Source organism: Aquimarina sp. TRL1, assembly GCF_013365535.1.
Taxonomy (GTDB): domain Bacteria; phylum Bacteroidota; class Bacteroidia; order Flavobacteriales; family Flavobacteriaceae; genus Aquimarina; species Aquimarina hainanensis.
Genome location: NZ_CP053590.1, coordinates 1,517,165 through 1,539,641 on the forward strand (window position 1 = coordinate 1,517,165; position 22,477 = coordinate 1,539,641).

At 34.9% G+C, this 22,477-nt stretch carries 19 protein-coding genes; 11 read left to right on the forward strand and 8 right to left on the reverse strand.

Annotation, left to right across the window (positions count from 1 at the left end):
* The first annotated feature begins 19 nt into the window (after positions 1-19).
* From HN014_RS06075 to HN014_RS06090, 4 genes are all read left to right on the forward strand, one after another.
* The gene (locus tag HN014_RS06075; RefSeq protein WP_176027996.1) at positions 20-955 is read left to right on the forward strand and encodes an HTTM domain-containing protein; all 936 of its coding nucleotides are present in this window, start codon (positions 20-22) and stop codon (positions 953-955) included.
* Positions 933-3,542 (forward strand): carboxypeptidase-like regulatory domain-containing protein, encoded by a 2,610-nt coding sequence (locus HN014_RS06080; RefSeq protein ID WP_176027997.1) that lies wholly within the window; start codon positions 933-935, stop codon positions 3,540-3,542. The genes HN014_RS06075 and HN014_RS06080 overlap by 23 nt, the downstream gene beginning before the upstream one ends.
* 12 nt (positions 3,543-3,554) lie before the next feature.
* Positions 3,555-4,298, forward strand: coding sequence for a GLPGLI family protein (locus HN014_RS06085; RefSeq protein WP_176027998.1), 744 nt, complete (start codon positions 3,555-3,557; stop codon positions 4,296-4,298).
* 105 nt (positions 4,299-4,403) lie between these two features.
* Positions 4,404-4,883 (forward strand): regulatory protein RecX, encoded by a 480-nt coding sequence (locus HN014_RS06090; protein WP_176027999.1) that lies wholly within the window; start codon positions 4,404-4,406, stop codon positions 4,881-4,883.
* Here the strand turns inward: HN014_RS06090 and HN014_RS06095 are convergent.
* The 4 genes from HN014_RS06095 to HN014_RS06110 form a co-directional block, all read right to left on the reverse strand.
* The gene (locus HN014_RS06095; protein ID WP_176028000.1) at positions 4,873-5,748 is read right to left on the reverse strand and encodes a cupin-like domain-containing protein; all 876 of its coding nucleotides are present in this window, start codon (positions 5,746-5,748) and stop codon (positions 4,873-4,875) included. The two genes, HN014_RS06090 and HN014_RS06095, sit on opposite strands and share 11 nt — an antisense overlap.
* 55 nt (positions 5,749-5,803) lie before the next feature.
* Entirely contained in the window at positions 5,804-6,901 is a 1,098-nt protein-coding gene (bioB, locus tag HN014_RS06100) for a biotin synthase BioB (protein WP_176028001.1), read from the reverse strand.
* Between the two features lie 264 nt (positions 6,902-7,165).
* A complete protein-coding gene (locus HN014_RS06105; protein ID WP_176028002.1) occupies positions 7,166-8,137 on the reverse strand; it encodes an alpha/beta fold hydrolase in 972 nt (323 codons plus the stop codon).
* A 92-nt stretch (positions 8,138-8,229) separates the two neighbouring features.
* Positions 8,230-9,396 carry a beta-ketoacyl synthase N-terminal-like domain-containing protein gene (locus tag HN014_RS06110; protein WP_176028003.1) on the reverse strand — a complete coding sequence of 389 codons (1,167 nt, stop codon included), beginning with the start codon at positions 9,394-9,396 and terminating at the stop codon, positions 8,230-8,232.
* 195 nt (positions 9,397-9,591) lie between these two features.
* Between HN014_RS06110 and HN014_RS06115 the strand changes: the two genes are divergently transcribed.
* Positions 9,592-10,035, forward strand: a complete 444-nt coding sequence (locus HN014_RS06115) for a cytochrome c oxidase assembly factor Coa1 family protein (RefSeq protein ID WP_176028004.1) — start codon at positions 9,592-9,594, stop codon at positions 10,033-10,035.
* Between the two features lie 50 nt (positions 10,036-10,085).
* On the opposite strand, the gene bioA is transcribed toward HN014_RS06115, so the two are convergent.
* The 3 genes from bioA to HN014_RS06130 form a co-directional block, all read right to left on the reverse strand.
* Positions 10,086-11,354, reverse strand: a complete 1,269-nt coding sequence (bioA, locus tag HN014_RS06120; protein ID WP_176028005.1) for an adenosylmethionine--8-amino-7-oxononanoate transaminase — start codon at positions 11,352-11,354, stop codon at positions 10,086-10,088.
* A gap of 8 nt (positions 11,355-11,362) precedes the next feature.
* Entirely contained in the window at positions 11,363-11,986 is a 624-nt protein-coding gene (gene bioD / locus HN014_RS06125) for a dethiobiotin synthase (protein ID WP_176028006.1), read from the reverse strand.
* Between the two features lie 211 nt (positions 11,987-12,197).
* On the reverse strand, positions 12,198-13,364 hold the full coding sequence (locus HN014_RS06130; protein WP_176028007.1) for a pyridoxal phosphate-dependent aminotransferase family protein: 1,167 nt from the start codon (positions 13,362-13,364) through the stop codon (positions 12,198-12,200).
* A gap of 160 nt (positions 13,365-13,524) precedes the next feature.
* On the opposite strand from HN014_RS06130, the gene HN014_RS06135 reads away from it, so the two are divergent.
* From HN014_RS06135 to HN014_RS06160, 6 genes are all read left to right on the forward strand, one after another.
* On the forward strand, positions 13,525-15,489 hold the full coding sequence (locus HN014_RS06135; RefSeq protein ID WP_176028008.1) for a Calx-beta domain-containing protein: 1,965 nt from the start codon (positions 13,525-13,527) through the stop codon (positions 15,487-15,489).
* 200 nt (positions 15,490-15,689) lie between these two features.
* Positions 15,690-17,120, forward strand: coding sequence for a Si-specific NAD(P)(+) transhydrogenase (gene sthA / locus HN014_RS06140; protein ID WP_176028009.1), 1,431 nt, complete (start codon positions 15,690-15,692; stop codon positions 17,118-17,120).
* A gap of 58 nt (positions 17,121-17,178) precedes the next feature.
* A complete protein-coding gene (locus HN014_RS06145; RefSeq protein WP_176028010.1) occupies positions 17,179-18,270 on the forward strand; it encodes an adenylate/guanylate cyclase domain-containing protein in 1,092 nt (363 codons plus the stop codon).
* Positions 18,271-18,285: 15 nt separating this feature from the next.
* Positions 18,286-18,834: a GNAT family N-acetyltransferase gene (locus tag HN014_RS06150; protein WP_176028011.1), complete on the forward strand. Its 549-nt coding sequence runs from the start codon at positions 18,286-18,288 to the stop codon at positions 18,832-18,834.
* Between the two features lie 215 nt (positions 18,835-19,049).
* On the forward strand, positions 19,050-19,643 hold the full coding sequence (locus HN014_RS06155; protein ID WP_176028012.1) for a tyrosine-protein phosphatase: 594 nt from the start codon (positions 19,050-19,052) through the stop codon (positions 19,641-19,643).
* Positions 19,644-19,695: 52 nt separating this feature from the next.
* Positions 19,696-20,718, forward strand: a complete 1,023-nt coding sequence (locus HN014_RS06160; RefSeq protein ID WP_176028013.1) for an NAD-dependent epimerase — start codon at positions 19,696-19,698, stop codon at positions 20,716-20,718.
* Positions 20,719-20,749: 31 nt separating this feature from the next.
* Here the strand turns inward: HN014_RS06160 and HN014_RS06165 are convergent, their stop codons facing one another.
* Entirely contained in the window at positions 20,750-22,429 is a 1,680-nt protein-coding gene (locus tag HN014_RS06165; RefSeq protein ID WP_176028014.1) for a glycosyltransferase family 39 protein, read from the reverse strand.
* Between the last annotated feature and the right edge of the window lie 48 nt (positions 22,430-22,477).

Here is a 22,477-nt window from a genome sequence, read left to right on the forward strand (position 1 = left end):
ACTCATAAAAACAAATGCTATGAAGCAAATTCTCACTTTCATAAAAAAAGGGATCTCCTCAGCTCGCTTACAATTAGATCGTTTTATTTTCTCTTCTAAAAACACAAAGGATTCTGCCTTATTTTTAGCATTTTTCAGATGTACTATCCCTGTGTTAGCTATTATAGACATTCTCTCAATCTCCTCTGACCTCTCTTTCTTCTTTTCTAAAGACAAAACACTTATTCCTCAAGAGCTCGGTTATCTTACTTCTGAATATTTTCCGCTACTTGACCAATTTTATGGTTTTTTAAGACACTACGCATTACTCGACTTTTTTTATGACAATGTTGTTCTTTTTTATATTGCAGCACTTATCTTACTAGCTGTTGGTCTGGGAACCCGTTTTACAGCAATTATAGCTTTATTACTTCAGTTAATTATTTTTAGATCCTTCCCTATATTTAATTATGGATACGATCACTTCATGACTATGTCTTTATTCTATTGCGTCGTTTTTCCTGTAGGTCGATTTTTTTCACTAGATTACTATCTCTTTAAACCTCAAAACTCCATGAATTCTTTACCCTATAAAAGAATTATACAAATCCATCTTACACTTGTATACTTTTTCTCTGGTATTGCTAAGTGTGTTGATCCCAACTGGTGGGATGGAGACGCTATATGGAGAGCAACAGCCAGTTTTTTTAATAGTTCTTTTTATATCCCTCCTATTGTACTAGCCATATCAGGAATTGCTGTGGTATTACTAGAACTATTACACCCTTTTCTTATCTACTACAAAAAAACCAGGCAAATAACCCTTATTGCAGTTGTATTAATGCATGTATCCATAGGCGCGTTTATGCATCTGTATTCTTTTGCTGCCATTATGATTATTTGGAACATAACATCGTATTACAGTTTTAAACCTAGTGAAAAAAAATCTCTATATGAAGTTAAGGCTAGCGCTTAGTTACATATTATTCAGCTTCTTTTTATCTACTTATGCTCAGGAATACACCATTGAGGGAACTGTATCTGATCCGTCTGGAACAGCTTTATCCGGAGTAAATCTTATTGTCTATTCCGCAGATACTGAAAACGCTATTCTTTCCTATGGAATTAGTGACGATCAGGGAGTGTATACATTATCCGTAGAAAACAGAGCAATAGTCGCATTAGAAGTTTCATATCTGGGATATAAAACTGTCCGAAAAGAAATTAATTTTTCCGCTACATCTAAAAATGTAATGTCTCAAGATTTTGTTTTAGAAAAAGATTTAGTCAATCTTGAAACTGTCGCTATTGTTGTCAAAAAATACAAAGACACCGTTCGTATTAAAACGGACAGTCTTCGCTTATCTAAAAACGCCAGCCTACGTGATGTATTAAACAAATCTGATGGTTTTGACATTAATGACGATGGATATATTGCTTTTAATGGGGTTCCCATCACAAAAGTCCTGATCAATAAAAAAGAAGTTTTTGTCAACCAAAACAGTATTGCTCTGGATAATATAGATTACGGAATAATTGACAACCTGCAAGTGATTAACAACTACAAAGACCGCTTTGATGTTGATTTTTCTAATTTTACAGAACCTGTCATTAATATAGACACAAAAAAAGAGTTCAGAGGAGTATTAAAATTTACCGCAGAAACAGGCTATGGTTATAAGAACAGTTTCTTGGCAAAAGGAAGAGCAATGTTTTTTTCTGACAACTTCAATGCTTTTTTAACCCAAAACACAAATAACATTTTTGAAAAAGATTTTAAATTCAAAAATATTTCTTCTTCTTTCAAAAAATACACTTCTCAGTTTTTTAGACAAAATGTATCCTCCTTCTTAAATAATCAGGAACGATTAAAAAAAGATATTACAAACAATACAAGTTTAACCATCAGAAAAGAGGCTACTCACTACAAGACTGGAGGGGTCATTTATTTTAATTATATCGATCAGCTAAAAAACGAATTGATAAACACTAAAGATATTAATAATACTATTCGAGAAGAAACCTTAGAAAATAGTGCTATTGGTAATCTTTCCTTTGCCAATTTTTATATCAATGCTAAATTACTTAAAAACACATCTATTCGTTATGAATTAAATGGAGGGAACACTAACAAAACAGATCGAAGAGGAATTACAACAACCGTTTATATTCCTAATCAGGATCTTATTGATGAGAGAAATAAAAAGGATGCCGATGCTTTTATAACAAGCAATGAGGTAAAAATACGAAGCCTATTTAATGATCGGTTTCTTCTTTATTCCAATTTTTCTTCTTTAAATGAGCTTTCTGAAAGTGATTATTCTATTATAAACTCCCAACAATCATCTAGTACTATCCGTCGACTATCGCAATATATCAAAGATGATAATCGATTTACAACCGCAGAAATTGGCTTGGATTATAAATCTTCTAAGCTATTGACAGGAGGAGTGGGTTTCCTATATCTAAATACTTCTGAAAAAAACAACTCTTCTTTAAACACAAATCCTTTTTACACAGAAAGAAGAACCAATAACTACAGCATAACTTCTATCTTACGAGGGCAAGGAAAAAGATTAGAATATTCACTACAGGTTTCTCCTACCATAAAAAAAATAAAAAACACTGATATACAAAGAGAGTACGTACCTATAACCACTTCTCTTTTATATAAAATATCTCCGAACAAAAATATCAGCGCTTCCTATACAGATAATTCTTTTCTAAATGAGTTAAGCCTTTCTCTGGATACGATTGCTACCTCCTTCAATACAAGAGTAACTTCTGCTGAAAATTTCAACTTATTACTAAACAGAAATCGAGTTATGCAGCTACAGTATTCGTATAGTAATATTGCTAAGTCCAAATTTTTATCTTCTTCTGTATCTCACACCATAGACGATAATTTTATTCAACCAATTTTTGATCGTATAGACGAGAATACTATTATTTTTTATAACAATACATTACTAAAAAGAAGGAACCATACGAGTTTGTCTTTAGGTGCAGGTAAAGGTTTTTACTTCTCTAAAAACTATCATAAAATCAGCTTTGATCTTAGAACTAAGTACTCTTTTTCTGATGCCCCTACCATTATACAAGATACTAATGTTACATATAAAGATAATACTGCTATAATAAGTGCTAATATTAGCCTGGAACCGCAAAATTTTTTCCTAGATGATATTAGTATCACCTCATCCGCATCTAAAAATTCATCTTTTTTTGATGATGAGCTTTCTTTTGAACAAAAAATAATAACAAATAACCTTCTTATTTCATCAGAAACCAAAAAACTAGAATATGAGTTAATTTTCTTTTGGGATTATTACGACACTTCTACTGATTCTTTTCACAGAACAGATATTGATTTTAATTCCAGATATAACCTTACCAAAAAAACCTCTCTTTTTATAAAATCAAAATCTATATTAAATTTATTGAAGATCACGCCAAACAACATTAATTCTATCCAAACCGAAACAAATGGAGCCCTTAGACAGGAGGTAATCAACACCAGCTTGTCTGGATACTTCTTATTTGGTATAACGCACAAATTTTAAAAAACACGAACAATGAAAACTGTACAATTATTTTTTCTTTTACTTTCCATTCAGTTGTTAGCTCAGAACAAAGAACCCCAAATGATGAAAGTTACCTATAAAAGTGTTCCTTTTAGCCAATATAGAGTGGATACTGATGACTCCAGACCTGAAGAGGAAAAGAACCTAGACAGGGCATTATCTTACGGATATAAGTACTACTACAATCTAACTTTAGACCTTAAAAGCAATAAGTCTATTTACACATTTGACACTCTTGTAGTAGACAAGCCTAAGGGAAGGGAAGAATACTGGTTAGACCCTGAGGACAAGCTACATTATACAGCACGAAAAAACCCTATGGAGTACATAAAAAAAGAAGAGATTTTCCAACGTGTATTTTATACCACCGGAAATATCGGAGATATAAAATGGAATATCACCAATGAGACAAAAAATATTATGGGGTTTGAGTGTATTAAAGCGACCTCTAAAAAAGAAGAATTTTTAATTACCGTATGGTTTACAAAAGAAATTCCGGTTATTAGTGGACCTTCCAACTATTTTGGATTACCTGGAATGGTTTTATGGGCCGAAGATTTCTTTAGAACAATTAGTGCAGAAAAAATAGAATATATTAAGGATCCGAATTTTGAAGATACTTATAAAAGTGTATTGGATAAATTCGAAAATGACAAAGGAGAAAATGAAACGAAAGAAATCATATTCTTAATCAAAAAAGCGCAACTAGTAAAAAGCATGAGAAGCCATATCTAAACAAACAACATCAGGGATTACACCTCTTTTTTGGTACCACATCCCTGGTGCTTTTTATCTTTTGTTGCTTTTTATTCGTCTTAATCATTGTATCTTTACCCCCCAATGTATAAAAGACCTCAACAAGTAGTTACCGTTGCTGAAGCAATAAAAAAGTTAGAACATTATTGTGCATATCAGGAGCGTTGTCATCAGGAAGTGGAAAAAAAAATAGCTACTTACTCCCTTATTCCCGAGGCAAAAGAAAAAATAATTCTGCATTTGCTGGCGCATAATTATCTCAATGAAGAACGTTTTGCCAAAAGTTTTGCCCGCGGAAAATTTTCGATTAAAAAATGGGGGAAAAATCGCATCACTCAGGAATTAAAAATACGACATATTTCTACTCGCAATATCACTACAGCTTTATCTGATATTGAAAATTCAGAATACCTAAAAACTCTTAATGAATTAGCTATCAAAAAGCTAGATACCATAAAAGAAACAGATAAATTCAAAAAAAGGAAAAAACTGGCAGATTATTTACTGTACAGAGGATGGGAATCTCATTTAGTTTATGAAAAAACCACGACCCTTATCCCTTGATATTATTCACCTTATGTGTTTTAGTAATCGCTTTACTATTCTTATAATCAATCCATTTCTGACCTCTTAATCGGCGCATTAAATTATCAAAATGACGCATTAAAAAAACATTATAGGCTGCCTTAGTAAAATTAACAACTCCTCTGGGGGTCGCTCGAATACTCATAGAGAACCCAGGTGTTGTATAAGTCATTTGATGCCAATATCCCTCGGGCATATATAGGGTTTCTCCATGAGAAAGATTGGTAACACATCCTTTGGCTTTTTGTAATGCTGGCCATTTATCAAAATCTGGATTAAAAAAATCAATCTCCTGATGAGAGATAAGTGCATGAGGAATTTTATACAAATACTTGGTCTCCTCTGGAGGGAATAAGATACATTGTTTTTCACCATGAAAATGGAAATGCAGAATATTTGCATAATCAATATCATAATGCATAAAAACGGTAGATTGCTCTCCTCCAAAAAATAAAAATGGTAATTTTTTTAGCAATCGTAATCCTATATCCGGAAATGTAAAATCTTTTTGTAATGATGGCACTTCCTTAAGCAGATTATATAAGAAAATGCGATATCGAGTAGGTTGAGATTTTAATAATGAGATATAATCACTCATCTTCATACTCGCATGGGGCTCATTAAATTTAAACTCAGAATTAATAGGGCGATCATCAAATAAAGGCACCTCCTTATCTCCTGCAATTTCCTGCATATACTCCAGACTCCATTTTGTATAAGCAGGCCAATCCTCAGTTAGCCGTTCTATGACAACAGGCTTCTGAGGAATGACATATTCTTTTATAAATACTTCCTTAGAAATCGTTTTTACCCTTGGTATCTGTTTTAAATCTAAAACTCCCATATTCCCAATTACCGAATAAAACAGTGCAATAATTACACCAATCCAGATAAGAAACTTATATTTTCTGCTTTCTGGCTCTTTTTCTAGCCTCTTCGTTTCTTTCTATTTTATGCTTAGGTCTAGACCATTTTGGTTTTTCTGACAATGGTACATATTCTGAGTCCTCAGCTTCTACCGTTTTTGGTTGTGTAATTTTAAGGAATGGCTTCTGAGGGTTTAGGCCTAAAAGTTTAAACATTTTCATGTCCTCATTTACATCTGGATTCGGAGTTGTCAATAATTTATCTCCTGCAAAAATTGAATTTGCTCCTGCGAAAAAGCACATCGCCTGTCCTTCTCTGCTCATTTCTGTTCTTCCTGCAGATAATCGCACTTGAGTCTCCGGCATTACGATTCTGGTTGTGGCAACCATTCTAATCATATCCCAAATCTCCACTGGTTTTTGTTCTTCCATTGGAGTTCCTTCTACAGCGACAAGAGAATTAATCGGTACTGACTCTGGCTGAGGGTTTAATCTACTCAATGCTACCAGCATTCCTGCGCGGTCTTCTGGTTTCTCTCCCATTCCGATAATCCCACCACTACAAACGGTAACATTAGTTTTTCTTACGTTGTCGATGGTTTTAAGACGATCTTCATACCCTCTGGTTGAGATCACTTCTTTATAATATTCTTCGGAAGTATCCAGATTATGGTTGTACGCATACAATCCTGCTTCTGCAAGACGTTGTGCCTGGTTCTCTGTCAACATTCCCAATGTACAACAAACTTCCATATCAAGTTTATTGATAGTCCGAACCATCTCTAAGACATTTTCGAACTCAGGACCGTCTTTTACATTACGCCATGCCGCTCCCATACAAACTCTGGAACTTCCGGATGATTTTGCTCTCAAAGCTTGTGCTTTTACCTGAGAAACACTCATTAAATCGTTCCCTTCTATATCCGTATGATATCGCGCTGCCTGCGGACAATATCCACAGTCTTCGGGGCATCCCCCCGTTTTTATCGACAATAATGTCGATACTTGTACAGTATTGGGATCGTGGTATTGACGATGAATTGTTGCTGCTTCAAACAGCAAATCCATTAATGGTTTATTATAGATATCCAGTATTTCCTGAGATGTCCAATCGTGTCTTATTTTACTCATAAATTAACAGTAATAATAGGTTCCAAAAGTAAGAAAATCAACTGCACTATCACAATAAATTCAAAAAAGAAGTCGATCTTACTCTCGAGTTATCTTTCTGCTTCCCTTCTACTATTAATTAATTCGGCAATTACAAATTAATGAAAGGGATAACAATAGCCTGTTGTCTGTTGCTCTACTGAACACCCTTTTCTTTGCTAAATTATAAAGTTATAGAGTTGAAGTTCTTTACTGATACAAAGAAAATCCGAAAGACCAATCCCTTTATTTTTTGGCTAACCCAAGAAATGATTCTAACAAAGGGAAGAATTTTTCCGGTTCCTCTAAATATGGATTATGACCACTTTCTTCAAACATTTCGAACTGTGCTTGTGGCATAAAATGCTTATACTGTATAGCGTATTCTGGTGTAGAAACGCCATCATACCGTCCTGCAATTACTAAAGTCGGAGCTTTTACTGATTTTAATTTTCTCCTAAAATCAATTTCTCCCATACTCCCTGTTACATGAAAATCCGCGTCTCTTCCCACAATAGAGTAGTACACCTCTGAATTCCAAGATCTTTGAACCTTTTCAGGCATTGGTTGTTTTAATTTAGTATTGTGGTAATACACATATTTTACAGGAAAACTACCATATGCTTTAGAGAAAACGGAATCACTAGATACATACCCCAGACTTCTTAAAGAATCTACTTTCTTCCATTGCTCAGGGAAATGTGTTTTAGCATATTGGTTATAGCTATCACAATTCGCTTGCCACATTAATCCACTGTGAAATCCATTGATCAAAACAACCCTATTAATTGCTTCCGGATACTTCAATACATATGCTTGTGCGACTACAGTTCCATAAGAATGCCCTACCAAGGACCATGTTTTTAACTTCAGGGCTTTTCGAATTCCTTCCAGAATCTCTACATCCCCGTCAATACTATATTCTGATGTATTTTTTGCATTATCCGATAACCCCCTTCCCAAACCATCAAAAAAGACCATTTGCGCATCTTTGTAGTATTTCCCAAAATTTCCTTGTAAGTAATCATGAGAATCTCCGGGACCTCCGGCGATAAAAACAACGGGGTTTCCTTTCCCTTTAGTTTCTACATTTATTTTATATCCATTAATCTCAATAAATTGGGAAGTGTATTCATCGTGAATTGTTTCTTGAGCATATCCTAAAAACATAAAGAAAAACACACTACCTATCAGAAGAAAGTTTCGTCTCATCATCATACTATCGTATATTAAATTTTTACTTGTAATATATGTTTCTTACAGTAACATATAAAATACAATTGTACCATCTACCATATTAAGTACACTATCTAACCGTTTGGCTGTTCTAAGAGAATAGAAACTGCATTTCCTCCAAATCCAACAGCATTGACAATAATTCTTCGTAATTGCTTTGGCTTACCTGTGTTTTTTACAAATGGAACCGGAATAAATGTCTGATGTTGTTGCATCAGAATTGCAAACTCAAGACTTAGCAAACCACTTGCTCCAAAGGTATGTCCTATTTTCCACTTGTTAGTTGTAAGTGCTGGCATCTGATCCCCAAAAAGTATCTTTATCGCATTATACTCTGCTATATCACCCTTTACCGTTCCAGGTGCATGCATTACAATGGCATCAATAGTATCATATGGGATTGTTCCAATTGCCATTTTCATCGATTTCTGAAAACAATCTGCTTCTGCTGAGATAGAGATATTATGTTTTAAAACCTCTGTAGCATATCCTATCCCTTTTATTAGCGCCTTTGCATTCGGATGTATTCCTTTCTCTAAGCATACCACTCCTGCTCCTTCTCCCAAAAACATAGAATTTCTTTGTTTTTCCAAATTTAATGCTTGACAAGGATATGACGCTCCTACATCAGACGCATAAATCTTTAAAGCTTTCATCTGCGCAATAGTAAATGGAGTCAAAGGTGCTTCACTACCTCCTACCAAAAAACGATTTGCCATCCCCGATTGCAACCAGGCCACTCCATTTAGAACCGCATGTAATGCTGTAGAACACGTTATAGAATGACTAATCTCCGGTCCTGTGCTTTGTAGATCGTGTGCCACCCACGAAGATATATTTCCTAGGGTAGTTGTTGGCGAGCTAAGTGTTGAAGACTGTCCTGTAGATAGAAACTCCTGATAGTACTTTTCGAAAAGTTGTGTTGCTCCTCGCGAAGATCCTATATTTATCCCAAAATCGTAATCCTCTTCCCATCCTGCATCTCTAATCGCTTGCCTTGCGGCATATATACCAAACAAAACAGAGTCATCAAGCTCCTTATAATGGTGACTACTATTCCGTAATTGTTTAATTACATCTTTTGTGTTTTTATCCAGACGGGAAACCAAACTTAGTTGTTCACCAAGCTTTTCCTCTGTGATCTGATGAGAATCCTCGTTATAGTGATTCCATATATCTTCAGACGATACTCCTAATGGGGAAACGGATGAGATACCTGTTATAGAAATAGGCTGTAACAATACTTAATTTTTGAGCAAATGTACTGGATTGTTTATTCTTCTTCAATACTGAAGTAATAATTTTACAAATAGACTTCTTTATCTAAAGACAGTCTGTAACGTAATTTTTATTTTTACTACTTATCTGATAGCAAAACGATCTTGAAATACACCTTGGGGCATCAGTATATCACTTAATGAATTAAACGAAAATATATGGAATATCAGGAAGAGAAAAAAAGTTGGTTTAGTCGAAACTGGGGGTGGGCAGTTCCTCTTGGAGGATGTCTTACAATCGTTGTCTTATTTTTTGTCTTTCTGGGATCTCTCTTCTTCGGGGTTAGCTCTCTAATGACCGGCTCAGATCCATATAAGGAAGGGATCGCTAAAGCAAAACAAGACACTTATCTGATTGAGTTATTGGGAGAGCCTATCGAAACCAATGGAATTATGCAGGGAAGTATTTCTATTGAAAATAATACGGGAAAAGCTGATATATCTGTTCCTATAAAAGGTCCTAAGGGAACTGCTACCTTATACGTAGAAGGAACCAAAACTGATGGAGAATGGTCTTATGAAGAAATTTACGTCATTATCCAAGAAACAGACGAGCAAATCGATTTATTGGGATATGAGCGATCCGATTCTTTGCAGCAATAACAAAAGCGACAAATAATTATTTATCGCTTTTGTATTATTAAAAAAAAGTATCAAAGTACCTTCTCTAATAACTGATAGATTGTATCATAAACTATCTCTAATTCTTCTTCTGTAATAACAAATGGAGGAAGAATATAAACGGTATTTCCCAGAGGTCTTAATACAACTCCGTTTTGCATAAAGTGGTCAAAAATCTGATATCGTTTTTCTCCATACCGATCCATTTCTATATTCAGATCCAATGCATAAATAACTCCTAATTGTCGTGTTGATTTTACCTTTGAATGGTTTCTTATTTTGGTATCAAAGTCTTGATGAGACTGAATGATCTTTTGTATATTTTCTTGTATCTCTACTGATGCTAAAAGCTCAATTCCTGCCACTGCTACAGAACAGGCAATTGGATTTGCAGAATATGTATGGGCATGAAAAAACGCTTTCCCGACAGAGTCATCCAAAAAAGCATCATATACCTCTTGTGTACAACTAGTCACTGCCATTGGAACAAACCCTGCCGTCAAAGATTTGGATAATGAAATAATATCAGGTTTACAATCCATCTGATCAGAAGCAAAATTAGTTCCTGTTTTTCCAAAACCGGTCATTACTTCATCTGCTAATAGCAATACATCATTTTCTTTACAAATCTGAAGCACTGATTCCAGATACTTTGCCTCAAACATATGCATGGCATTTGCTCCTTGTACCAGAGGTTCATATATAAATACTGCGACCTCATGTTCTGACAAAATATTTGTTAACTGTTTCTTTACTTCTTCTATATTGGATGCATTAGGAGTAGGAATCCGAACTACTTTTATAAAAAAATCTTCAAACGGTCCATTATATACGGATAAACCTGAAGCTGACATAGCTCCAAAAGTATCTCCATGAAAGCCGTCTTCAAAAGCAATAATCGTATTTTTTTTCTTTCCCTGATTAAAAAAATATTGCAATGCCATCTTAATCCCTACCTCATTCGCTGTAGATCCATTATCAGAGAAAAAAATCTTTTCTTGATTTGCAGGTAATATCTCCATCAATTTTTCAGAAAGTTCCACTGCGGGTTTGTGCGTAAATCCAGCAAACACAATCTGATCCAATTGCTGCATTTGTCCCTGTACTTTCTCTAATATATATGGGTGACAATGTCCATACATTGCCGTATACCACGAGGCTATTCCATCAATATATTTTTTATCCTGATCATCATATAACCAGACCCCTTCTGCTTTTTGAATTGGCAACGCATCTGGATGAATTTTATGCTGGGTTAAAGGATGCCATAGGTGCTTTTTATCTCTATCTCTCAGGCTCATAAAATCAATTATAATTTTTCTAAATTCTCTCGAAACTGATCTGCATATTTCTTAATTACTTCCGGGGTGAAGGAGGTTTCCTCATCTATCCTTCCAATTACAGGGGTTTCTGTCATTTTCTGAATAATTCCTTCTGTAGTTTTGTGTTCTTTCCCACTATAAATCAACGCTACATTAAATCCTTGTTCTTTTAGCATCCAAAGTGTCATCAATGTATGATTGATACTACCCAAATAATGCCTGGAAACCACAATGACTCTTGCTCCTAGTGGAATAATATCCAGTATAGTATCCTCATCATTTAAGGGAACCAAGATCCCTCCTGCTCCTTCTATTACCACTGCCCGCTCATCATGCTCAGGAATTTTAATATTCTCTATATCAATCTTTACTCCATCTATTTCTGCTGCTGCATGAGGACTCATCGGAGTTTCTAGTGCATATGCATTTTCATAGAAATTTGATGTTGTGTTCGATATTAGCTCTTTAACCTTATCCGTGTCTGAATAATGAAGATCTCCTGCTTGAACCGGTTTAAAATAATCCGCTTTTAATGCTTCAACTACAATGGCTGAAGCAATTGTTTTTCCGACATCAGTTCCTATTCCTGTTATAAATATATTTTGACTCATTTGTGTGTATCTTCTTTGTAATCTTCTTCTATGAACTGTATTTTTATTGGTTTATTAATAATCTAAATTTCTTCTAAACACTCCTTCTCAGCAATATAAACTGCCTATGATCAGTCAATGTTACAGAATAAGGCTACAAAAGTAGGAAGTAGTTTATTATTTGGAGTACGCTTTTAGAAGGAATTGCAGTCTTTTCTATAAATAATTCTATTTACGAACTGTAAACATACTGTTTTTTAACAATATCCAATATTTTTTTTATGTCGTTTTGAGTATTATATGCATGTAAGCATATGCGCAATCTTTCTGCCCCGGATTTTACGGTAGGAGACAATATCGCCCGAACATCAAAGCCTTCATCCCGGATACTCTTCGCTATATTTTTTACCCTCGTATTCCCAGGAATTACACAACAATGAATCGCTGAATTACTTTTGATAAATATATTCTTTAATCCCAACTCTTCAATTGTCTGATTAAAAAAAGTGATATTTGATTGTAGGTAATTTATTTGTTTTGTTTTCTCTAATTGATGGTATGTTTCATGAATGGTTACTACCGCATGAGGAGAAAGCCCTGTGGTATAAATAAAACTCCGGGCAAAATTAACCAAATACCTTTTCAGGGCTCCGGTTCCTAAAACAACAGCTCCGTGGCACCCTAACCCTTTCCCAAAGGTAACAATTCTAGCAAACACCTGGTTCTCCAACCCCAATTCCTGTATAAGCCCTGCTCCATTAACTCCAAACACCCCTAATGCATGGGCTTCATCTACAATCAAATGACATTTATACAATTGTGATAATTGTACCAATCTTTCCAGATCCGGACTATCTCCATCCATAGAAAAAACAGACTCTGTCACTATATACACATCGGTGTTTTCTGTATTTACCTCTGCTATTTTTCGTTTTATTCTTCGTTCCAGATCTTCCAGATCATTATGCACGTATTTATACGAAGAAGCTTTACTCATTTGTATTCCGTCTCTAATGGAAGCATGAATGAATTCATCAAAAAAAACAATATCTCCTCGCTGAGGAATTGATGAAAAGACTCCCACGTTTGCATCATAACCAGAATTAAATAATAAAGCAGCGTCTGCCTTATGAAAAGAAGCTATATAAGATTCTGTCTTTTTATAATACATATGATTCCCGGTCAAAAGTCGAGATCCGGTAGCTCCATTTACTGGTTGGTCCAATGCTGACTTTAGGCGATTATGTACTGCCTCAAAAATCGTCTGGGAAGTTGAAAAACCTAAATAATCATTGGAAGCAAAATCTATAGCTACAGAAACTTCTGGCAAGGTTCTAAGTGCATTATTCACTTCCCTGCTCTGTAATTTCTTAAACAACTTTTTTGGCAATACGCTCATAGCTATGTGATATTATGATGTAAGTATACAGATGCTTCTTTATTTATCCAAATATTAATATGAAGCTTTTATAAATCAAGCAATTAAACTTATAACTTATCTTTTTTTTGTATCTTTTTAACTGATTCTCAAAAAAGTAAGAACCTCACTTATTGCTATTATGATAACAAAAAGCATCTTTAAAATTATATGGTTTGCTTTTATTTATATTGGAACTACATCTGTAAAAGCACAACATTATTTTAACGCTACCAATTATAACAACAATATTCAAGTACTTTCTGATACTTTTGATCTAGATATTGTTACTCGCTTTATTTCTGATGTTATTTTTGGGGATATAATTCAGGAAAATGCAAATCTCGCTTTTGCTAATGCCGTAACCACCACTACAACCTTTAATACTTCATTAACCGTTCAGGATATTTCTATTGATGAATATCACAACACGGTAACACTGACAGTCACACATACAGGATTAGATACTTCCGGTAGTTTTTCCGTAGATTATACCACTGCTGATAATTCTGCAATTGCCGGATCAGACTATACCACAACTTCAGGAACTTTGAATTTTTCCGGGATATCCGGAGATACCGATACTATAACAATCGCATTACTGGATGATATTATTGTAGAAGGCAATGAATCTTTTTTTATAAATCTGTTAAATGTAAGTGACCCTGCTGTTACTATTACTGATCAGGGAGTTATTACAATTGTCGATGTAGAAATAGGGCCTTCCAGACCCTATGAAGAACGTTTTTCTCTAAATGTAAGGGGGAATTTTGATATGATTGGAAATACAAATCTAGTATGTGTTGCCAATTGTCCTGCAACCCCTCAAACCAATAATCCAGCTGTTCAAATGGGGTATGCAAATATAGATGCAACGCGAACAAACTCAAGTAGTGCAGACCTTGCTTTACCTGCAGGTTCTACAGTATCATGGGCAGGACTATATTGGGGGGGATCTCATAATTCTACATTTGGAGGAATTACCAACCCAGATCCTTCCCTTAACATACAACAAGTACAAATACAAGAGCCTGGAGCGGCAACTTATACAACAATTAATGCTGGGATCACCAGTATAAATTCATCATTCAATGGATGGAATGTTTTTATGTCTGTCGCCGATATCACCCCTATTGTTCAAAATGCCGGTTCAGGAACATATACAGTTGCAGATATTGCTTTGATAACAGGAAGTGCTTTTACAGGTCCTTTTGGAGGATGGACGATGGTTATCATTTATGAAGATCCCGCAGATATTACCCGTAGTGTAAGTGTTTGGGATGGTTTTGATTTTTTTGGATTTGGGGCTAATGATATGTTTACGGTTACCGGATTATTAACTCCATCAACAGGGACCTTTGATACCGATGCTGGTTATTTTGGGATGGATGGAGAAGCGAATAGAACAGGAGATTTTATTGAAATTAATAACAACACATTAGCCAACGGTCTAAATCCAGCTAATAATACGTTAAATAGCACCATTTCTAAATTTGGAGTCAATGTAACCACTAAAAACCCAAACCAGGCTTTCAACTGGGGAATTGATATCGATATGTTTGATGCTACCGGGTTCGTTCCTAATAATGCCACAACATTAAACGTGGACTTAGGAAGTGCCAGCGAAGGAATCTGGGGTGGAGTTTTTGTCGTATCTACTGAAGTTGCATTTCCTACTGTAGCCAGTAAAACATTTTCTCCTGTTACTGTAGGATACAATGAAACCTCTACCGTAACGATCATCCTTGAAAACCCAGCTACAGGAGTAGACCTTACAAATTTATCTTTAGAAGACAACCTTCCTACGGGAATGGTAATAGCAGCAACTCCAAACGGAACCTCTTCCTGTACAGGAACAATTACAGCTATTCCTGGTTCTGATAGTTTTTCTATTAGCGGAATGAATTTAGCCGCTGGAAATACCTGTACTTTCTCTTTTGATGTGAGAGGTACCGAACTCGGCACTCATGACAATACCTTGTCGGCAGCAGATATAAACAACGACCAGAACATTCCTCTTGCAGGAGATACTACCGGGTCACTAAATGTCATCGTAAAAACTATCATCACTAACCGAAGAATTACACATAGAATCAAACCAGACTAAAAGTGTTTTTCCCTCTAAAAATCTTAATCTTAGACTTTCATTTTTGCTCATTTTTAAGTTCCTCCCAAAAATTATGCTATAAAATTTGTAAATTGAAAGAGTAGACATCCTCTACAGGAATTATTAGATCCCCTCTCTAAACTAAAACACGTATACTTCATATATCATGAGGTTATACTTAATCTTAAAATCTCATATCTATGAAATCATACGACCTAATTGTTATCGGATCTGGTCCGGCAGGAGAGAAAGCTGCAGTAAAAGCAGCCTATTTTGGAAATACTGTAGCGCTAATAGAAAAAGAACAAGCGTTTGGTGGTGCAGGAGTACAAACGGGAACTCTTCCTTCCAAAACTCTTAAGGAAACGGCGTTATACTTATCTGGTATCTATCAAAAAGGCGTATTTGGAATTGATAAAGATCTGGGAAGGGAAACCGGGATTCAGGATTTTATGTACAGGAAGAACATTGTCGTAAACACAATGGATAAAATTATCAAGTATAATCTAGAAAAACACGGTGTTACAGTGTTTCAGGGAACTGCTAGTTTTATCGATAAAAATCATATCAAAATCAGTGGTGAAACATCGGAAACCATTTATGGAAAATACATCCTGATCGCTACAGGATCTTACCCCTATCATCCAAAAAATATTCCTTTCGACAATGAACGTATTCATGACTCAGATTCGATTCTAAACATAAAAAAGTTTCCTAAATCAATTTGCGTGTTAGGTGCAGGAGTTATCGGCTGTGAATATGCTACTATTTTTGCCGCCATGGGGATTAAAACATACATCGTAAATAATAAAGATGAAATATTAACTTTTTTAGACAAAGAAATATCCAAAGCACTGGTTACTCAAATGAAAAAAAGAAATATTTCCATCTTGTTTAATAATTCTATTGTCAATTATCATATTCCTGATGATCCTGATCAAAACCTAAACCTGACGTTAGAATCTGGGGAAATCCTTCAGGTAGACTCTTTTCTTTTTGCTGCAGGAAGAAGTGGAAATATCAAATTACTCCAGTGCGAAAATGCTGGCATTAAAACAGGAGACAGAGAAACAATCATTGTCAATGAGATGTTCCAATCTAATATCCCCAATATATATGCTGTGGGAGATACTATTGGATTCCCAGCCCTAGCTAGTACTAGTATGGAACAAGGTCGAATTGCAGTAACTCATATGTTTAAAACTGCTGACCTGGAATCTCTAGCTGATATATTCCCATACGGTATTTACACCATTCCAGAGGTCTCTTTAATTGGATTAACAGAAGAGAAAGCAAAAGAAAATGGTATTGATTACAATGTAGGGTATAGCTATTATAGAGATATCTCCAGAGGAATGATCATGGGATATCCAGATAATGGTTTTTTAAAACTTATTTTCGAATCAAAAACCAAAATTGTTATTGGGATCCACATCATTGGGCATCATGCTACCGAATTAATTCATTATGGCATGGCAATTATCAGAGAAAAACACACATTATCTCATATCATAGGTACTGTTTTTAATTATCCTACTTTACACAATTTATATAAGTATGCCAGCTATGATGGTCTAGGAAATCTGGCTGGAAAAAAGATTAAAAAAGCAGGAGAGCAATTTATCCCGTGAGTTTTTCTCTTTGTAAAAAATCGAGTATCTTTTGCCTCTCTAATAAGCCCCTAACAATATGTTTACAGTTCCCCCTCTTTTTCAGCTGATTCTGAATAAGCAAAAAACAGGATATCTTGTCGTTGATAAGAATCTTATGATCACAGAGTCTGGAGGAGATCAGAATACTTTTGCTTTTTTCAAAGAGGAAACCTTACAGTTTCCCGAGTCCTTATTAGACTTTATACCAGAGCTCTACGGATACGAAGAGTATTTATCTCAGCTTTTTGAAGGAAAATGCCCGGAAATAAGCCTGGATAACATCAATAAAACAACCCCTGCGAATGAACTTCACTATGTAAACTTGACGATTCTTCCTTTTCACAGAGATAACACACAGCAAGAAACAAACTTTATTCTTGTACTGATCTCTGACGTTACTCCTAAATCTACCATCCAGCAAACACTGAAACAACAACGCAATGAATTAATCTTATTGCGTCAAGATTTAAAGGCTACAAATGAACGATTACGATTTATTGTCCAGCACTACATTCCTTTTGAAGTAGGAAAGAATTTATTAGAAAACAAAACCGTTCCGAAGTTAGGAGGCATAGAACGAGAAGTTACAGTTCTATTTGCAGATCTCAGAAATTTTACTAGTACCTGTGAAAAATTGCATCCACAAAAAACTGTACATATGCTGGATATTTATTTAGATATTGCTACGAAAGCGATATCCTTGCATGGAGGAGTCATCGTAAACTATATGGGAGATGCAATCATGGCAGTTTTTAATGCTCCCAATGAGCAAAAAAATCATGCAGAAAGAGCTGTTAAAGCAGGATTGAGAATTAAGGAAAAAGCAATGAATACTGACGCTACATCCGAGGGGGTTCCTTCTCTTTATTTCGGCATAGGAATTAATACGGGAATTGCTACAATTGGTAATATCGGTGCCGAATGGCACTATCAATACACTGCCATTGGAGATATGGTAAATGTCGCCTCTCGTATCTGCGGGCAGGCAAAAGAAAATGAAGTGTTAATCGGAGAACAAACACTTCAATACATAAAAAATGATGTTACTGCTATAAAACTCCCTCCTATAAAGCTAAAAGGGAAAAGTGATAACATGCATCTCTATCAAATTAGTACTTTTACAAAGTAACTATATCCCATTATTATGAGTACTCCGTTATATACTTATTCCCGTACCACGACAGAAGAAGAACTCTATCAAATATTACAACTTCAAAAGAAAAATTTAGCAACTGCTATTTCTACGAAAGAGAAACAGAAAGAAGGATATGTCACCGTTATTCATGATTTTGAGACTTTAAAAAAGATGCATCTTTCCGAGCCTCATATTATTGCAAAGCATAACGATACTGTTATCGGATATGCCCTGAGTATGACAATAGATTTTCGGGAAAAAATCCCTGTATTAGCCCCTATGTTTACAGAGTTAGAAAAATATATCTCACAACAAACTTCCTATATTATTATGGGGCAAATCTGTATCGACAAGGCATATAGAAAACAAGGAGTTTTCAAAAACTTATACCATACTATGCGATCTTTCCTAAAAGATCATTATGAGTTGCTCATTACCGAAGTAGCCACTAATAATATCCGCTCTTTAGCAGCTCATCATTCTGTTGGTTTTTCTACGCTCTCTACATATTCCTCTGGGGGTAAAAATTGGGAGTTAATCACATGGGATTGGAAATAATCTATAATTTCACCTTTTTTAGCAAACTCCCCTCCTAGGTAAAGTATATCCCTGTTTATCAAAAAACACACAAATCTTTATGCATATGTTATTAACTCTCATAAAAAAGGAGTGGTTTGTTGCATAATCTTTATCTAATAATTAGCTTTTTTCAATTGCATTTTTTGAGAGATACGATTTAATATTTTTAAAAAACAACCACTAATCGTTTGATCATGAATGTTTTTAAAAAAATCATTTTTTCTTTACTAGCTACTGCTATTCTCTTTACATGCTATTATACTTATCACGTACATGTCGAGTATCGTTTTACAGAAATTGCTAAAGACAGAGTATACAGATCTGCTGCTATGCCCCCTGATAAAATAACTCAATACATCAAAAAACATCGGATAAAAACTGTTATTGATTTACGAATCGGCTCAGTGAGCGACCCTTTAAATCCTAGTACAGATTCTTCTTTACACTCAGAAAAAACTACCATAGAAAAACTTGATCAAGTAACCTATATCAATATTCCTTCTGAACAGATTCCGAATGATAAAAACCTCAAAGATTTTTATCGCATTTTAGATAAAGAAGAAGCCTATCCGGTATTAATCCACTGTCACCATGGAACTGGGAGAGCTATCTTATACAGTGCTTTGTACAGAATTGAATATGAAAACTTCACGAATGAACAAGCTCGTCAAAAAACCCGATTCCCTGTTTTATTAAGTCCTTTTGATCATGGAACTCCTAAAGGGGAGTGGTTAAAAAAATACGCTTCCAGAGAGCAGCAAAAAGAAAAAATACTTGCCAATAATTAAACAAAAACAGCCTTAATCAAGCAATTCCATTGCCTCAAAGCAAAACAGCATTATGAAAATATTAGTTACAGGTGCAGCAGGTTTTATCGGGTATCACACCGTAAAAAAATTACTTACTCTTGGTCATCAGGTTTTAGGGTTTGACAACATTAATGATTACTACGATCCACAATTAAAATATGATCGTTTAGCACAATTGGGAATTGACAAAACTCAAATTGAAAACAGGCAATACGTTGCATCTAAAACACATAGTAATTGTCGTTTCATAAAAATGGATTTAACAGATAAAAAAATCTTAATGGAGTTATTCCGGTTAGAAGATTTTGACACTGTTATTCATCTCGCTGCGCAGGCTGGAGTACGATATAGTCTAGAAAATCCAGATATATATATAAAAAGTAATGTAGAAGGGTTTCTCAATATCTTAGAAGCTTGCCGTCGCTTCTCTATCAAACACTTAACCTACGCATCCAGTTCTTCTGTATACGGTAACAACTCTCAGACACCTTTTTCTGTAACAGACAATGTAGATCACCCCATTAGTCTCTATGCAGCAACCAAAAAAAGTAATGAACTAATGGCATATACGTATAGCCATTTATACAATATTCCAACTACAGGACTCCGTTTTTTTACGGTTTATGGTCCATGGGGACGACCTGATATGGCACCTTCTTTATTTATCTCTTCTATTTTGAAAAACACCCCTATTAAAGTCTTTAACCATGGTAATATGGAAAGAGATTTTACCTATATAGATGATATTGTCGAAGGGGTTATTAGAGTTAACAATACTCCTCCTTCCAGAGAACAACCTCCATACGCTATCCATAATATCGGAAACAGCACCCCTATCAAATTGATGGATTTTATTGCATCTATAGAATATCATACAGGAACAAAAGCCAAAAAGAATTTTATGCCTATGCAGGCAGGAGATGTTCCTAAAACCTTTGCAGACATCTCTTCTCTAAAACAACATATTCAGTACACTCCTCAAACTAACCTCGATGAGGGGATTAAGAAGTTTGTAACATGGTATATTTCCTATAAAGAAAGAATAGTTGTATAGATAAAAGCAAAAAGACAATATACCTGCACCTTTATTCTTTTTTAATCCGAAGTAAGAATGCCTTTTCTAAAACAGTATGTCTCGTATTTGGATTTAAAAACTTCTTGGTCAACCTCGTTATTCGATGATGATTAATTTCATATTTTTTATCCCAAACCAACTGCTGTTCTTTTAATTCATTTAATTGATGCTGATATACAAATAACCAATCGTGATGATGCAATGTGTTTTTTATTCTTTTCAGTGATATTCCAGGAGTAATCCTCTGTGTATAAAAGTCTAATGACCAACTGGGGCGTCCTTCCCCCATAAACACTTTCTCAGGGTTGATTTTTTCACGATCAATAATTTTTGCGGCATTATTTCCTGCCTGATACAATAACAAATTTGGATAAAACTGAGTATTCAGACAAAAGTTAATCAAGATCATAAAATAGACTGAAACAACAATCAGTTTCCTCATTTTATTAATGGAGATTGTCATAATAATGATCCCCCCTACAATTAGTAATAAATAACACAACATCAATCCTACATGGGGTATTGGAAATATCCAAAAGATTAAAAAGAGTAACAACACACTTCCTAACATCAACACTCCTATCTGAAAAAAAAGTAAACCATTGATTAGTTTTCTTCGATGTTTATTGTACAGGTCTAATAAAAATCCTGCGACCAGTACTGACAGTATTGGAAGAAGACTGTTCAAATAGTGTGGTAGTTTGAATTTTGAAAAGCTAATAACAATCAATACTACAAGAACTCCTATCGAAGTAAGCATTTCCGTATTTCTCTCATACCTAAACCGGATTCTTACAAGCTGCTTACATCTTTGATACAAAGCTATGTAAGCAATCAATGACCAAGGCAAAAATGCCCATAAAAGGGTGTGAAAAAAGAAAAAATAATCCGGACTTGTTTCTTTAAATCCATTAGCGGTTAACCTATGCACACTTTGATCCCATAAAATAAAACGCAATCCCGAAACATTGGTTTTTCCATTAACAACGTTCTCTGGATGAAGATCAAACTGAATATAATACGCATACAAAACAGGGCTTATTGCAATTACAAAAAAAAGGGCACTTACAATCGTCTTCCACTGAACTATAACGTTCCACTTTCTGGTATAAAAAATATGACTTAAGACACAGATCCCTGCAACAAAAACAGCTAATTGTCCCTTTGATGAAAAAGCAATTCCCAATCCTATCCCCCCCAATATACCATGCACCAATTGCACTTTATTAACAAACAACACCAGTTGCCAAACAGCAAAAATAGTAGCTCCTGTCAATACAGCATCTGTTCTTACGTCGTGATTTGCCAAGACAATCGCCTGAGAAGAAAGAAATACTAACGAAGCAATATGAGCTGCTTCATTACCATAAAATATTTTGCTTAACCGATTACAAGAGATTGCCCCTATTATCGTAAAGAATATAGCAGGTAACCGATATGCCCAATGCGAAATTCCAAAAATTTTAAACGATATAGCGGCTAACCAGAAATGCATATGTGGTTTATCCAGATACAATGCATCACCTTTATACAGATGAAGAAAATCATTCTCTAAGAACATTCGCATTGCCATTACTGCGTGCTGAGCAGAATCATTCTCCATAAGTGGCAAATACATCCCTGATAAGTATACTATCCCTAATAAAACATACAGTACTATATAATCCTTTTTTAAAACAAGGGTCTCCATACATACAATTTTACACCATAACAAATACTGACAAAAGTAAAAGAACAG

Bases quoted from the DNA above. Each gene is read 5' to 3' on its own strand.
- HN014_RS06075 (WP_176027996.1), top strand. From the start codon at position 20: ATGAAGCAAATTCTCACTTTCATAAAAAAAGGGATCTCCTCAGCTCGC.
- HN014_RS06080 (WP_176027997.1), top strand. From the start codon at position 933: ATGAAGTTAAGGCTAGCGCTTAGTTACATATTATTCAGCTTCTTTTTA.
- HN014_RS06085 (WP_176027998.1), top strand. From the start codon at position 3,555: ATGAAAACTGTACAATTATTTTTTCTTTTACTTTCCATTCAGTTGTTA.
- HN014_RS06090 (WP_176027999.1), top strand. From the start codon at position 4,404: ATGTATAAAAGACCTCAACAAGTAGTTACCGTTGCTGAAGCAATAAAA.
- HN014_RS06095 (WP_176028000.1), bottom strand. From the start codon at position 5,748: ATGGGAGTTTTAGATTTAAAACAGATACCAAGGGTAAAAACGATTTCT.
- bioB (WP_176028001.1), bottom strand. From the start codon at position 6,901: ATGAGTAAAATAAGACACGATTGGACATCTCAGGAAATACTGGATATC.
- HN014_RS06105 (WP_176028002.1), bottom strand. From the start codon at position 8,137: ATGATGATGAGACGAAACTTTCTTCTGATAGGTAGTGTGTTTTTCTTT.
- HN014_RS06115 (WP_176028004.1), top strand. From the start codon at position 9,592: ATGGAATATCAGGAAGAGAAAAAAAGTTGGTTTAGTCGAAACTGGGGG.
- bioA (WP_176028005.1), bottom strand. From the start codon at position 11,354: ATGAGCCTGAGAGATAGAGATAAAAAGCACCTATGGCATCCTTTAACC.
- bioD (WP_176028006.1), bottom strand. From the start codon at position 11,986: ATGAGTCAAAATATATTTATAACAGGAATAGGAACTGATGTCGGAAAA.
- HN014_RS06130 (WP_176028007.1), bottom strand. From the start codon at position 13,364: ATGAGCGTATTGCCAAAAAAGTTGTTTAAGAAATTACAGAGCAGGGAA.
- HN014_RS06135 (WP_176028008.1), top strand. From the start codon at position 13,525: ATGATAACAAAAAGCATCTTTAAAATTATATGGTTTGCTTTTATTTAT.
- sthA (WP_176028009.1), top strand. From the start codon at position 15,690: ATGAAATCATACGACCTAATTGTTATCGGATCTGGTCCGGCAGGAGAG.
- HN014_RS06145 (WP_176028010.1), top strand. From the start codon at position 17,179: ATGTTTACAGTTCCCCCTCTTTTTCAGCTGATTCTGAATAAGCAAAAA.
- HN014_RS06150 (WP_176028011.1), top strand. From the start codon at position 18,286: ATGAGTACTCCGTTATATACTTATTCCCGTACCACGACAGAAGAAGAA.
- HN014_RS06155 (WP_176028012.1), top strand. From the start codon at position 19,050: ATGAATGTTTTTAAAAAAATCATTTTTTCTTTACTAGCTACTGCTATT.
- HN014_RS06160 (WP_176028013.1), top strand. From the start codon at position 19,696: ATGAAAATATTAGTTACAGGTGCAGCAGGTTTTATCGGGTATCACACC.
- HN014_RS06165 (WP_176028014.1), bottom strand. From the start codon at position 22,429: ATGGAGACCCTTGTTTTAAAAAAGGATTATATAGTACTGTATGTTTTA.